Raw genomic sequence first — 13,580 nt, forward strand, 5'->3', positions numbered from 1 at the left:
GCCGGCAATGCCGGCCTTTCCTGCGTCGGGATTCCGCGGCGCGGGTTACTTCTTCCTGGGCAACTTCTTCTCGCCCATGGCGAACGCCTTGACTGCATCGTCGTAGAATGCCTTCGCTTCTTCGTCGGACACCGTCTCGCCGTTGCTCTTTTCATTGAGGATGACCTCGCCCTGCTCGTTCCAGCCGACCCGCGTCGTCACCGAGCCCTTCTTCAGGATCGCCATCGGCTTGCCCTCGAGGAAGGCATATTCGACATTGGTGCGCACGGCCGAATCGCCATCGCCGAGTTCGGAGTTCACGCGCATGAAGCGCAGCTTGTTGCCCGCTTCGGCGAAGCCGTCCCAGGCCACCGAGAGGTCGCCGTCGAGGAACGAATCCTGGATGCGCTTCATGCCACCGATATGGGCCTTGAGCTTGTTGAAGTCCTCCTTGAGGTTTTCACCGGGCGTTGCTTCGGAATTGAGCACGACCTCGATCGTGTTGCCGGCACCACCGGTCAACACCGGCGACTGCAGCGCCTGCACGTAACGGCGTTCGCCATCGGTCAGCAGCACGTTGACCACGTAGACGCGCGTCTTGTCGATGCGGCCCGGCTCGAGCGGCAGGGTGAACTGATACGGAGGCTGCGTGCTGACGTCTTCGGAACTCTGCGCAATGACGATGTCCTGTTGGGCCACGTCGACCAGCTGCGCAGTCAGTTTCGCGCCTGGGTTGATCACGGCAGGCGCACGCAAGGTCACCGTTCCGGTGATCTGCGAAGGAATCGGCGCGTTGGCCAGCTGCGCGGCCGTGGGAGGTGCACCATTGCCATCCGCCGTGGGCGTGCCGGCTGGCTGGTTTGAGGGACTGCAGCCCCCGAGAACGGCCAGCGCAGTCAGGGCCGTGGCGACATACTTCAACATGGCGGAATCCTCCAGGAACTATAGACGAAATGCATCGTAGATTACTCGGCAAGCATACCGCTCGTTACATGAACGCACGACAGACCGGCTTCGGGGTTTCTTGGCGAAGCGCTCCTCGGGGGCGTCTCGCGGGCCGAGCACAATAATGCCGCGAAGCAATGTAATCAATCACTCCGGCCTCGATCGACCGACCTGCGGCGCGCCGCCCCCGTTCCCGTGCGTTCAGCAACAGGCGCTAGGATGGGCTGGTCGCAGGTAGCCAGGTGCCGTGCCCAGGATCAACAACCGGGCGATGCCAGAACGATGCAGCAAAGGCCATCAGAAGGACGCGTCGGAGCTCCTGTTCGTTGCATGGGCAGCGTCTGCAGTTGATACCGGCGCCCGCCATCCTGCCAACCCACAGATACCTGCCTGACTCATGATCGACAACGAATCCCGAACCATTCCCATATCTGACGGCCTGGCCCTGAAGCAGATCGACGGGCCGCGTTTGGCCGCCCGCAGCTGGCGCTTGAGCGATCCTTTCCGGATCGGTCGCTCCGCCAGCAACGAGCTCGAATTGCCCGATCCCGGCATCTCCCGGCGTCACGCCAGCGTCGAACGCGTCGCAGACGAGTGGGTGGTCCGCGACTGCGGTTCGCGGCAGGGCACTGAACTGAATGGCCTGGCCCTTGAAGAGTCGGGGACGGCCCGTATTCGCGCCGGCGATATCCTCTCCGTGGGCCCCTGGCAGTTCCGCATCGATGTGTGCGCCGGAGACACGCCGTTGCCGGGCAGCGCCGATGCGGCGACCCGGATCAGCGTCGTGCGTGCCGGGGGAAATCTGGCCGAACAGCGCCTTGAGCTGCTGCTGCAATATGCGGGCGACATTGCCGCGGCCGGCGATGAAGACACCCTGGCCGAAATACTGGCCGAGCATGCCCTGCTCGGGTCCGGTTACGCGCGGGCCACGGTGCTTTGGCGCCGCGGGGATGAGATCGTCGTGCGCTGCCAGCGACCTGCGCCGTCGCCGACTGGACGCTGGCGTTTCAACGCCGCGCTGGTGGCCTCCGCAGACCGCGGTGAGCTCGCGCGCCTCGAATCCGACATGGCCGAGGGCGACGGATCCGTTCTGGCACCGCGCAAGTCGAGACGCGCCATGTGCGTGCCGATCATGCTCGACGGTCGCGCCGAGGCCTTCCTGTATCTGGACTCGGAGCGGATCGGGACACGCCGGCATGCCGACGCGCCGACGTTCTGCCATGCACTGGCCCGGCTGGCGGCACTGGCCTTGTCCAACCTGCACCGGCTCGAGCACGAACGCGAGCACGCCGCTTTCACGGCAGACCTGGAACGCGCCCGTGACGTGCAGAAGCGCCTGCTTCCGCCGGCCACCGGCACGATCGGGACGGTCCGCTACGCCCTGCATCTCCACCCCGGCCGGGTCGTTGGCGGCGATGTCGTCGATGTCTTCGAGATCGACGGCGGACGTGTCGTGGCCGCGCTTGGCGACGTCAGCGGAGCCGGCCTCGGGGCGGGTTTGGTCATGGCCTCGGTGCAATCCTTCCTGCGCGCGGGCTTCGCCCACGACGGCGATCCGGTGCGTGTCGTCAGCCAGCTCAATGCACACCTGTGCGCACAGACCGGGGACGGTCGATTCGTCACCCTGTGGCTGGGCGTCTTCGAACACGGTGGCTCACGCTGCCATTTCGTCGACGCGGGTCACGGCCATGCCCTGCGCCTTGCGGGCGGCTCGGTGCAGCCGCTGTCTCCGCGCGGCTGCATACCGCTCGGCATCGATGCCCGGGCCCAATTCGTCGCCGAGGCCCTGCAACTGGGGCGCGACGAAATGGTCATGCTTTACAGCGACGGCGTCGTCGAGCAGCGCGGCGCAGAGGGATCTGCGTGGGGTACCGAAGGCTTGTCGCAAGCGGTTGCCAGCGCCGCCACGCCGGTGGATGCGATCGCGCTGGCATGGAAGGCCCTCGGCGAACATGCCAGTGGTGTGGCTCCGGAGGACGACGCCACGGTGCTGGCCCTGGCGGTCAACTGAATGCGGCCTTGGTTCGGCGGTCAATCGGCGCTCTGGTGGTTACGCGTCAGTTTGGAACAGACACGATCGCGGCCACCCTGCTTGGCCCGATAGAGTTGTTCGTCGGCGGCTCGCATGAGATCGCCGGTCGCGGTCATTCCATTCAGCCAGTCGGCAGCACCGATGCTGACGGTGATGCGTTTGGGCTCTCCATTCAGGGAAAACTCCAGGTCCGACAGCGCCACGCGCAGTTCGTCGGCGAATGCCACGGCCTGCTCGAGGTCATTTTCCGGCAGGACGATGGCGAATTCCTCGCCGCCGATTCGGGCGACGATGAATTCCTCGCGTGAATGCCCGCGCAGCGCCAGGGCCACCTTTTTCAGCACCAGGTCGCCGCTTGGATGTCCGTAGCGGTCGTTGATCGCCTTGAAATGATCGAGATCGATGATCAGCAGGGACAACGGGCGCTTGTAGTTGGAGGCGCGGGCTATCTCGCGATCGATCAGTTCGAGGAACTGGCGCCGGTTGTACAGATCGGTCAGCGAGTCCGCGGTGGCCAGCTGGTACAGCTCTTCGTGGTAGCGGGCCTCCACCGATGAGCGCTCCATGAACTTGAGCACGCAGCTGCCAACGGCGATGTGGTCGCCGTCCTTCAGTTCGGCCTCGATGATTGGCTGGTCATTGAGGAAGGTCTTGTTGGTTGAATCCAGATCCTTGATCCGATACCCGGCTGGCTCGCGCGTGATCCGGCAATGCGCGCGCGAGATGCTGCGCTCGACGATCTGGAAATCGGCTTCGGGCGCGCGGCCGATGACCAATGCCGACTCGCCGAGATCGATGCGCTGGCCAAGCCGCTGTCCCTGCAGGACGACGAGGCAGGCCGGGACCTCGCCGGCGCCGGCACGGCGCAACGGAAGCATGGTCCGCCGTTGGGTCGTGCTGGCATCGTTGTTGCGAGGACTCATGGTGGTCGGTTGCATCCCCTGTGGATAGTGCACCGGGCCCGGTTCAGGCCGGGCTCTGGCGAAGTTTACGCGATCGACGGCGGCCACTGCTCGTGACTTCGCGACAACCCGATGCCGTGGATCAGGAGGCCGCGCCGGAGACCGGCAGCATGGAAACATCGGCGACGCGCAGGAACATCGAGCGGATCCGCGCGAGCAGGGACAGCCGGTTGCGTCGCACGCGCTCGTCATCGGCCATGACCATGACGTTTTCAAAGTAGTGGTCGACCGGATCGCGCAGGGCCGCGAGGGTCCCGAGCAAGCCGACGTAGTCTCCCGCCGCGATCAGCGGCGCGCCGCTCGCTTCGGCCTGTTCGACGGCGTGCACGAGCTCGCGCTCGGCATCCGATTCGAGCAGGGACGGATCGAGCGCACCGTGACCACTGTCGCCGGCCTGGCGCAGGATGTTGCCGATGCGCTTGTTGGCGGCCGCCAGCGACTGCGCTTCCGGCAGGGTCGAGAATTGCACGACCGCGTGCAATCGACGGTCGAAATCGAGCAGCGACCCAGGTGACAGGGCGCGCACCGCCTCGAAGACTTCGCCGGCGATGCCACGCTCGGCGTAATAGCCGCGCAAACGATCGACGATGAACTCGTAGAGCTCGGCCGCCAGTTCGGCACGGCGCTGGCCCGCATCGAGTTTGTGCGGCTGGCCATCCTTGGCCTTGCCGAGTCCGGCCGCCAGGGCGGTCTCGGGCAATGCGGCCAGCGCCTCGGCCAGGTGCGCCTTGAGGTCGAGGTCGAGCCCCGCCTCGATCAGCGTTCGCGCGAGTCCGAGCGCGGCCCGACGCAAGGCAAACGGATCCTTGTTGCCGCTGGGCTTCATGCCGACGGCGAAGATGCCGGTCAGCGTATCGAGGCGCTCGGCCACGGCGAGGACCCGGCCGATCGGGGTCGAGGCGATGGCGTCGCCGGCCTGGCGCGGCCGATAGAACTCATCGAGCGCCTCGGCGACCTCGGCCGATTCGGGCGGCTCGCCCTGGCCGGCGTAGTAGCGGCCCATGATGCCCTGCAATTCGGGGAATTCCCCGACCATGCGCGACATCAGGTCACATTTGGACAAGGCCGCGGCGCGCGTGGCCAGCGCGGCATCGGCGCCGACCCGGTTGGCGATGATGCGGGCGAGTTCGGCAACACGAACGCTCTTGTCCCAGACGCTGCCGAGCGACTGCTGATAGGTGACCGATTTCAGGGAATCCTGGAACGAGGCAAGGCCTTGCTTGCGGTCCTCGTCGTAGAAGAACTTGGCGTCGGCGAAGCGCGGCCGGATCACGCGTTCGTAGCCCTTGCGGATTTCGGCCGGGTCCTTCGAGTCGATGTTGGCAATGCCGATGAAGTGCTCGCTGAGCCTGCCCGCCGCATCGAAAACCGGAACGAATTTCTGGTTCGACTCCATCGTCATGACCAGCGCTTCCTGGGGTACTTCGAGGAACTCGCGGTCAAACGCACAGGCAATCGCCACCGGCCACTCGGTCAGGTTGGCGATCTCGTCGAGCAGGTCGGCGGACAGGCGCGGCGTGCCGCCGGTCTCGGCGGCGACGCGCGCGACCTCGTCGACGATGCGTTGGCGGCGCTCGGCCGGATCGGCCAGTACCCTTGCGTTGCGCAATGCCACGAGCCAGGAGTCGGCGTCGGCGACGTGGACCGGACCGGCGTGGTGGAAGCGATGGCCACGCGACTGGCGACCGCTGTTCAGGCCGAACAAGCTGGCCGCGATCACGTCGGCGCCGTGCAGCATGACCAGCCAGTGAACTGGCCTTGCGAACGTGTAGGCATGATCGCCCCAGCGCATCGGTTTCGGAATCGGCAGGGCCTTGAGCGCCTGCTCGACGATTGCCGGAAGCAGGGCCGCGGTCGGCTGGCCGCGCTGCACGGCGCGGTGGACGAACCACGCTCCCTTGTCGGTCTCGAGACGCTCCAGCGCCGCCACCTCGACCCCGCAACTGGCCGCGAAGCCGCTCAGGGCGCGGGTCGGATTGCCGTCAGCATCGAGTCCGGCGCTGATGGCAGGTCCGCGCCGCTCGATGGCCTGGTCCGGCTGCTCGCTGGACACATTCGCGATCAGCACGGCGAGGCGCCGCGGCGAGCAATAACTGCGCACGCTGTCCGCGTCGAAGGCCACGCCATTGCGGGCCAGGCCTTCGGCCACGCCGCTGGCGAATGCCGCGGCCAGGCTGTCGAGCGCCTTCGGCGGCAGTTCCTCGGTGCCGATCTCGATCAGCAGGGGCGCGCGTCGGGTAGCCGGATTCATGCCGCTTCCTTGCGCGTGCGCAGGCCCGGAAAGCCGAGTCGTTCGCGTTGTGCGTAGTAGGCCTCGGCGACCGCCCGGGCCAACGTGCGCACGCGCAGGATGTAGCGCTGGCGCTCGGTCACGCTGATCGCGCGCCGCGCGTCGAGCAGATTGAAAGTGTGGCTGGCCTTGGTCACCTGTTCATAGGCGGGCAGGGGCAGGCCGGCTTCGACGAGCTTTTTCGCCTCGCCTTCGCAGGTGTCGAACCATTCGAGCAGTTTCGGCACGTTGGCATGTTCGAAGTTGTAGGTGCTCTGTTCGACCTCATTCTGGTGGAACACGTCGCCGTAGCTGACCACGCCGCGCGGCCCATTGGTCCAGACCAGGTCGTAGACGTTGTCGACGTTCTGCAGATACATGGTCAGGCGCTCGAGGCCGTAGGTGATCTCGCCGGTGACCGGCCGGCATTCGAGTCCGCCGGCTTGTTGGAAATAAGTGAACTGGGTCACTTCCATGCCGTTCAGCCACACTTCCCAGCCGAGCCCCCAGGCACCGAGCGTGGGCGATTCCCAGTTGTCCTCCACGAAACGCAGGTCGTGCACGAGCGGGTCGATGCCGAGGGCCTTCAGCGAGCCGATGTAGAGATCGAGGATGTCGTCGGGGTTCGGCTTGAGCACGACCTGGTACTGGTAGTAGTGCTGCAGGCGATTCGGGTTCTCGCCGTAGCGGCCGTCGGTCGGTCGTCGCGAAGGCTGCACATAGGCCGCCGACCACGGCTCCGGACCGAGTGCACGCAGGAAGGTGGCCGGGTGGAACGTGCCGGCGCCGACTTCGGTGTCGAGCGGCTGGATCAGTACGCAGCCCTGATCCGCCCAATAGCGGTTGAGGGTCTGGATGACATCCTGAAAACTGGGTCCGGCCATGTATTGGCTCACGGTAGCGGCGGAAAAGCGCGCTAGTATAACGGCCCGTCACCCAATACGAGGATCGCCGCGGCATGGCAACCCAACCGGTGCGACCTGACAACGTCGGGAAATCCGCGGCGGGCAGCCCCGCGCAGGCGCCGCAACTGGGTCTGCATCATCGCATCGATCTCGACGAGACCCTGGCCGCCCTGCTCGCCGACGGGGTTATTACCGAGCCCGACCTGCGCCGCGTGCGCGCCGATGCGCGCACGGCGCGCGGCAAGCTCGAGCTGCACCCGCTGATACTGGTCGCGAACCTGAAGCTCGAGGATGCCCGCGATCCGGGCAAGCCGCTCAGTCTCGAGGTCCTGACCCAGTGGCTGGCCAATCGGGCGCGGCTGCCCTACCTGAAGATCGATCCGATGAAGATCGATGTGCCCGCGGTGACCCAGGTGGTCAGCCACGCTTATGCGCTGCGTTACCGGATCCTGCCGGTCGCGGTCAGCCAGCTGCAGGTCGTATTCGCGACCTCGGAGCCGTTCGATACGCGCTGGATGGCCGATCTCGGCCACATCCTGCGCCGCGACATCCAGCGCATGGTCGCCAGCCCGATCGACATCAGCCGCTTCCTGACCGAGTGGTGGGGGGTGCAGCGCTCGATCCAGCGGGCCAGGGATGCCAAGGCCGAAGCTGGTGAGAGTTCCGCCCTGCTCAATTTCGAGCAGCTGGTCGAGCTTGGCAAGACCGGCGAACTCGGCGTCGACGACCGCCATGTCGTGCACATCGTCGACTGGCTGCTGCAGTATGCCTTCGAGCAGCGTGCCTCGGACATCCATCTCGAGCCGCGCCGCGACACCAGCCTGATCCGCTTTCGCATCGATGGCGTCATGCACAAGGTGTTCGAGCTGCCAACGCCGGTCATGACCGCGGTGACGTCACGCATCAAGATCCTCGGCCGCATGGACGTGGCCGAGAAGCGCCGGCCGCAGGATGGCCGCATCAAGACCCGTTCGCCTGGCGGGCGTGAGGTCGAGCTGCGCCTGTCGAGCATGCCGACCGCGTTCGGCGAAAAGATCGTCATGCGCATCTTCGACCCGGACATCGTGGTCAAGGAGTTCCGCCAACTCGGCTTCACCGGCGACGAGGAAAAGACCTGGCGCGAGATGGTCGAGCGACCGCACGGCATCGTGCTGGTGACCGGCCCGACCGGATCGGGCAAGACGACCACGCTGTATTCCACGCTGAAGGTGCTGGCGACGCCGGACCTGAACGTCTGCACAGTCGAGGATCCGATCGAGATGGTCAGTCCCGAGTTCAACCAGATGCAGGTGCACAACGCCATCGACCTCGATTTCGCGGCCGGCGTGCGGACCCTGATGCGCCAGGACCCGGACATCATCATGGTCGGTGAAATTCGCGACCTCGAGACCGCGCAGATGGCCGTGCAGGCCTCGCTGACCGGGCATCTGGTGCTTTCGACGCTGCATACGAACGACGCGCCGAGCGCCCTGACCCGGCTGCTCGACCTCGGCGTACCGAATTACCTGCTGCAATCGACCCTGACCGGCGTCGTCGCCCAGCGCCTGGTGCGCACCCTGTGTGCCCACTGCAAGGTGGAGGTGGCGCTCGATGAACGTGGCTGGGCAGCGATGACCCATCGCTGGAACCTGCCGCTGCCTGAAGTGAGTTTCGGCCCCAAGGGGTGCCTGGAGTGCCGCAAGACCGGCTTCCAGGGGCGTACCGGCATTTACGAGATGATGCGCATCACGGCGCCGTTGCGGGCCCTGATCCAGCCCGACATGGACCTTGCGCGGGTCAGCCAAACGGCGTTGGCCGAGGGCATGCGCCCGTTGCGCGTGTCGGCGGCGGCCCAGGTGGCGCGCGGGGTGACCACCCTGCGCGAAGTCATGAACGTGTTGCCGCCGGTCGAATAGCCGGTGCCCGGGCGTCCCGGAGGCGGCGCGTTCCACCGCACGACTGTCGCGGCGCCCAGCGGCCCTTGACTTGCGCAAACGTTCGCCGAAGCCGGTCCAACCAACGCAAACGGCCGGGCCGTCCGCGAGGCGGACGACACCGGCCGTCATTGAAACTGCGCTGGGTGGGAACGAGTGGTTCCCGCCCGGCGGGCGTTTCCCTACTTGCGTCCGCGCGCGCCGCGACGGATCGCCTGCAGCGGGTCGCCGAGCTTGATGTTGGACAGGTAGCTGTTGATCGCTTCGTTGGTGACGTCGTAGAGCGGGCGGCCCATGACGGCGGCCGTCGCCTTCAGGCTGTCGCGCATGCGCTTGGATACACGCAGGCTGGCGTCGCGCGCGTCATCGTGTTGAACTTCTTTCTTCTTGGTAGCCATGGTTTCCCCCTTAGGGACAGAGATAAATAGTCATGTGCGACGAAATCCTTTTTCGCCACGGCTACAAGTGTAACGCCTTTGTGGCTTGGAATAAATGTGTCATCGGTTGGCCCCGGTAAGAATTTGTGAATATCCCTGTGCGCCCAGCGCACGGAGCAAACGCCCCCCCCCCAGTCGAGGAACCGAAGATGAATGCCAAATCAGTGTCTGCAGCCAGCGGGATCGAATGGATCAGCGGATCCTTCCAGCGCATCCTGCGCAATCCGGTGGCCTTCCTGGTCATGGGCCTGATCGTGGCGGCCATCGGCATCGTGCCGCTGCTCGGCGGCCTGGTCACGGTCATCCTCGGGCCGGCCCTGTACGGGGGCATCATCTACGCCGCGCACGAGCAGGAACAGGGCCGTAATGCGGAAATACCGCAGCTGTTCCGGGCCTTCAACGAGCCCGGCAAGCTCGGGCCCATGATCATGCTGTGCCTGCCGAGCATTGCCGGGGCGGTGCTGATATTCGTCCTTCTGATCATTTTCCTCGGCGGCGCCCTGCTCGGCGGCGGTTTTTCCTCGGTCAGCAGCGGCTCCCCGGCTGCCATCGTCGGTGCCCTCGGCGCCGGTGCCCTGATCCTGGTTCCGCTCATGCTCGCCATCGCGCTGGCCGTATATGCGCTGCAGTTCTTCGCCATACCGCGGGTCATGCTCGAAGGTGCCGAGCCGATGGCGGCGATGAAGCAGAGCTTGCGCGACTGTCTGGCCAATGTCGGCGCCTACCTGGTCTTCGTCGGCGTGCTGATGCTCGGCTTCATCGTGCTGGCCGTGGTGCTGTCGGTGCTGAGTTTCCTCGGCAGCCTGCTGGTCAGCACGGTGCTCGTGCCGACCGTGGCCTGCGGCCTTTACCTGGCCTGGCGCCAGGTCTACACGGGCGCGACGGAGTTGCCCGCGCAGGGCTGATCGGGACCGAGGCAAGCGGCGAGACGGACTCAGGCGGCCGGCGTGTGTTCCTCCGCGGATGCGCGCCGGGACGCCAGACGCGCGGCGATGATGCCGAGTTCGTAGAGCAGGCACATCGGAATCGCGAGCAGCAGTTGCGAGATCACGTCGGGCGGCGTCAGCACGGCAGCGACGACGAACGCGCCGACGATCGTGTAGGGACGGCTCTTGACCAGCTGGTCCGGCGTCGTCACGCCGATCGCGACGAGGATGACCAGTGCCACAGGGACCTCGAAGCAGAAGCCGAAGGCCAGGAACAGGACCAGGGCGAAGTCGAGGAATCGGCTGATGTCCGGCATCACCGCGACACCCTCGGGGGCGATGCTGGTCATGAAGGTGAAGATCGCCGGCAGGACGAGGAAATAGGCAAACGCACAGCCGATATAGAACAGCAGCACCGATGAGGCGAGCAGGGGAACGGCGAGCCGGCGCTCGTGCTTGTACAGGCCGGGGGACACGAATGCCCACAACTGGTACAGGATGAATGGCATGGCCAGGAACAGGGCGACGAAGAAGGCCAGCTTGAGTGGCGCGAAGAATGGCGAGGCGACGTCGGTGGCGATCATTGCGCCGCCAGCCGGCAAGTGCTCGAGCAGCGGACGGGCCAGCCAGCCATAGAGCTTGTTGGCAAGTGGAATCAGGGCGACCAGAACGAGCAGGACTGCAGCCACCGCCTTGAGCAGGCGCGCGCGCAACTCGACCAGATGGGACAGGAACGATTGTTCGGCGTCCCCGGTATTGTCAGCGTGGCTCATCAGCGGAGGGCTTGTCGGTGGTCTCGCTTGCCGCCTTGCGGATCTGTTCGCCGGCTGACTCGATATCCGCGCGCAGATCAACGCTGTGCGCGGTTTCGCGGATGCTGCGCTTGATGTCCTCGGCGGCAAGCTCGCGCTCGATTTCCGAGCGCACGCCCTGCCAGCTGTTGCGCAAGCGGCGCAGCAGGGCGCCGGCGGTGCGTGCCACGCCCGGCAATCGCTCCGGCCCGAGCACGAGCAGGGCGACCACGGCGATCAGGGCCAGTTCGGCAAAGCTCAAATCGAACATGGATCAGCGCTCGACGCGGTCCTTGTCGGATTCGCTCGCCGTTTTCGCGGATTCCGGCGGATCGGCCTTCAGTTCGGAGGGCTTGGAAGGCTCGTCTCCATCCTGCATGCCCTTGCGGAAGCTCTTGATGGCCGAGCCCATGTCCTCACCGATGTTGCGCAATTTCTTGGTGCCGAACACCAGCGCGACGATGACCAGGACGATGAGCCAATGCCAGATGCTGAAACCACCCATGTTGAGTACTCCGTCTGCGCGGTTGGCGAATGGCGGGCCGTCGGCCCGGAGCGCGATAGACGGCGCGGGCTTCGATGGCGGGCTATTCGTTGCCGCTTCGTGGTTGGCGCATTCGAAATCGCGCCAGATTAGCGCGCAGTGTACTCCTCAAGGCGGTCGCGAAACTCGACAATGACGTCTGGCACATTGCTGACCCCGCCCTCGAAGATGCGTCGCGGTGTCACACCCTCGCCGAAAATCAGCTGGTTGCTGCCGTTGTCGATCGACAGCACCGAGCCGTCGAGGGCGACACCGGCAAACAGGCCACGGGCCCTGGAATAGGAATAGATCTCTGCCTTCAGCTGCGCATCGGTCGAGGCCTGGGCGGTGCGACCAACCGGGCCGGCCGCGGCCGAGGCATCGGCGCCAAGGGTGAACTTGCCGTGCACGATCGAATCAACGCCGCGCTCGGTGCGAAACACGAGGACCACGTCGGTCGAGGACACGCCGGCCTGGAAGCCGACACTGCCGCCAGTCAGGTTGACGAAGCTCGGATTCGACCAGACCCCGTCGCGGGTCTTGACCGACATCAGGCCTTCGCCGCGACGCCCGCCGATGACGAATCCGGCCTTGAGCACGTCGGGAACGACGACGATGGCATGCGCGGACTGCAGCAGCTCACGCGGAATCGCCTTGTCCGGCGCCTGCATGATTTCGCCGAGCACACGGATCGCGTTTTCAGCGCGCTTGAGCTCGGGCTCGGCCGCCTGCGCGGCAACGGCGCACAGCAGGATGAGGGCAGAAGCGAGGCGGATCGTCAGGCGCATCGGGCAACTCCGGGATAGGTCAACCGGAGCACGCTATCAGGTGAACCTGAGTCTGCGATGAAGGGTTCTCAGCGCCGCTTCCCTGATAGCGCGGGCACGCTTGCTGCCAGCAACAGCCAGCCGAGAATCACCAGTGTCCAGCTTGAGTTGGCCGGCAGGGCGGCCGACGGTGTTCCCGGACCGCCGCCTGGATCGGATGGCGCGCACGAAGTAGGCGCTACGGCAAGTCCCTTCATGCTGAAGTAGCGCAGCCGTTCGGGACCGGTGATGGGGCCGAGATTGGTCGCAACTCCACTGACTGGGTCGATTGTGGCCAGGTCGCTCCACTCGCGATTGAACGGCGGGTTGTAACTGAAGGTTGCCCACAGCGTCCCGTCGGCGCCGAAGCTGGGATCGATCCACGGGACCGACTCCGAGAATGTGCTGACGCGTGTGGCAACGGCGGTCTGCGGGTCGATCCTGTAGAGCCCCTGGTCAGCGCCGATACCCGTGCCATAGAGAATGCCATTGCGCACGGCAAGTCCGCTGATGAGCCTGCCAGTCGATCCGATCAGGGTTGTCGCGCCGGTCTGCGGGTTGACCCGCCACAGGTTGCGATTGATCGCCGAGGTCATCCAGAACGAACCATCGCACCCGTATGCCAGCGACAGGTCGAGTGCGTCGAACTGGCCCTGGCCCTGGCCAGCCAAGCCCAGGTCGCCGACATAACTGGCTGCGCCGTCGGACGCGCTGATCCTGACCAGTGCCTTCTGGTTGCCGGCAACGGCATAAAGCTCGTTGCCGGGCCCATAACTGAGGCCTGTAAGCGCAGCCAGTGGCACGCCGGCGTAATCCCCGGCAGACCCGACATAGGTCGCCTGGCGCGTGCCGAGGTCGATGCGATAAAGCTCGTCGTAAGCCACGCCAAAGCCCACCGGTTCCGCCTGGGCCAGCGAAAACGGGGCGATCAGAAGCACAGCTGCGGTGAGGCAGGCACGCATGCGCATGGCGGCGTTTCTTTGTTATGTTATTGGTAATCGTCAGCCTCGCCGTTACCGGTGAGGCGGGTCCGAGTCTAGCATTTTTCGTTGCGCCGACAAGGCCTTGGCGTTTTTCCCTGCGATTCCTTTC

13 protein-coding genes are annotated in these 13,580 nt (G+C 65.6%); 3 read left to right on the top strand and 10 right to left on the bottom strand.

The genetic code is table 11. The features are described from left to right. Positions 1-45: 45 nt before the first annotated feature. Positions 46-903 (bottom strand): YbaY family lipoprotein, encoded by an 858-nt coding sequence (locus BM125_RS02400; protein ID WP_092404499.1) that lies wholly within the window; start codon positions 901-903, stop codon positions 46-48. Positions 904-1,414: 511 nt separating this feature from the next. Between BM125_RS02400 and BM125_RS02405 the strand changes: the two genes are divergently transcribed. Continuing rightward, positions 1,415-2,935, top strand: a complete 1,521-nt coding sequence (locus BM125_RS02405) for a SpoIIE family protein phosphatase (protein ID WP_175497874.1) — start codon at positions 1,415-1,417, stop codon at positions 2,933-2,935. Positions 2,936-2,955: 20 nt separating this feature from the next. Here BM125_RS02405 and BM125_RS02410 read toward each other — a convergent pair whose 3' ends face one another. The 3 genes from BM125_RS02410 to glyQ form a co-directional block, all read right to left on the bottom strand. Further along, entirely contained in the window at positions 2,956-3,879 is a 924-nt protein-coding gene (locus tag BM125_RS02410; RefSeq protein ID WP_175497875.1) for a diguanylate cyclase, read from the bottom strand. A 121-nt stretch (positions 3,880-4,000) separates the two neighbouring features. Further along, positions 4,001-6,169 (bottom strand): glycine--tRNA ligase subunit beta, encoded by a 2,169-nt coding sequence (glyS, locus tag BM125_RS02415; protein ID WP_092404505.1) that lies wholly within the window; start codon positions 6,167-6,169, stop codon positions 4,001-4,003. Beyond that, the gene (gene glyQ, locus BM125_RS02420; protein WP_092404507.1) at positions 6,166-7,071 is read right to left on the bottom strand and encodes a glycine--tRNA ligase subunit alpha; all 906 of its coding nucleotides are present in this window, start codon (positions 7,069-7,071) and stop codon (positions 6,166-6,168) included. Before glyQ ends, glyS begins: the two co-directional genes overlap by 4 nt. 74 nt (positions 7,072-7,145) lie before the next feature. Here glyQ and tfpB point away from each other — a divergent pair, with 74 nt between their 5' ends. Then, complete coding sequence (gene tfpB / locus BM125_RS02425; RefSeq protein WP_092404509.1) at positions 7,146-8,987, top strand: type IV pilus assembly ATPase TfpB; 1,842 nt, start codon at positions 7,146-7,148, stop codon at positions 8,985-8,987. A gap of 200 nt (positions 8,988-9,187) precedes the next feature. Here the strand turns inward: tfpB and BM125_RS02430 are convergent, their stop codons facing one another. Beyond that, positions 9,188-9,403, bottom strand: coding sequence for a hypothetical protein (locus tag BM125_RS02430; RefSeq protein ID WP_092404511.1), 216 nt, complete (start codon positions 9,401-9,403; stop codon positions 9,188-9,190). A 188-nt stretch (positions 9,404-9,591) separates the two neighbouring features. Between BM125_RS02430 and BM125_RS02435 the strand changes: the two genes are divergently transcribed. Next, positions 9,592-10,347, top strand: a complete 756-nt coding sequence (locus BM125_RS02435; RefSeq protein ID WP_092404513.1) for a BPSS1780 family membrane protein — start codon at positions 9,592-9,594, stop codon at positions 10,345-10,347. 29 nt (positions 10,348-10,376) lie between these two features. On the opposite strand, the gene tatC is transcribed toward BM125_RS02435, so the two are convergent. The 5 genes from tatC to BM125_RS02460 all read right to left on the bottom strand — a co-directional run bounded on the left by tatC (position 10,377) and on the right by BM125_RS02460 (position 13,456). Further along, positions 10,377-11,141, bottom strand: coding sequence for a twin-arginine translocase subunit TatC (tatC, locus tag BM125_RS02440; RefSeq protein ID WP_092404515.1), 765 nt, complete (start codon positions 11,139-11,141; stop codon positions 10,377-10,379). Continuing rightward, a complete protein-coding gene (gene tatB / locus BM125_RS02445; RefSeq protein WP_092404517.1) occupies positions 11,128-11,430 on the bottom strand; it encodes a Sec-independent protein translocase protein TatB in 303 nt (100 codons plus the stop codon). The genes tatC and tatB overlap by 14 nt, the downstream gene beginning before the upstream one ends. 3 nt (positions 11,431-11,433) lie before the next feature. Then, positions 11,434-11,664 carry a Sec-independent protein translocase subunit TatA gene (gene tatA / locus BM125_RS02450; RefSeq protein ID WP_092404519.1) on the bottom strand — a complete coding sequence of 77 codons (231 nt, stop codon included), beginning with the start codon at positions 11,662-11,664 and terminating at the stop codon, positions 11,434-11,436. 128 nt (positions 11,665-11,792) lie between these two features. After that, positions 11,793-12,470, bottom strand: a complete 678-nt coding sequence (locus tag BM125_RS02455) for a lipid-binding SYLF domain-containing protein (protein ID WP_092404521.1) — start codon at positions 12,468-12,470, stop codon at positions 11,793-11,795. Positions 12,471-12,538: 68 nt separating this feature from the next. Then, entirely contained in the window at positions 12,539-13,456 is a 918-nt protein-coding gene (locus tag BM125_RS02460) for a DUF6923 family protein (RefSeq protein ID WP_092404523.1), read from the bottom strand. Positions 13,457-13,580 lie beyond the last annotated feature (124 nt).

The sequence above is a fragment of the Dokdonella immobilis genome (genome assembly GCF_900115085.1).
In the GTDB taxonomy this organism is placed as follows: Bacteria; Pseudomonadota; Gammaproteobacteria; order Xanthomonadales; family Rhodanobacteraceae; genus Dokdonella; species Dokdonella immobilis.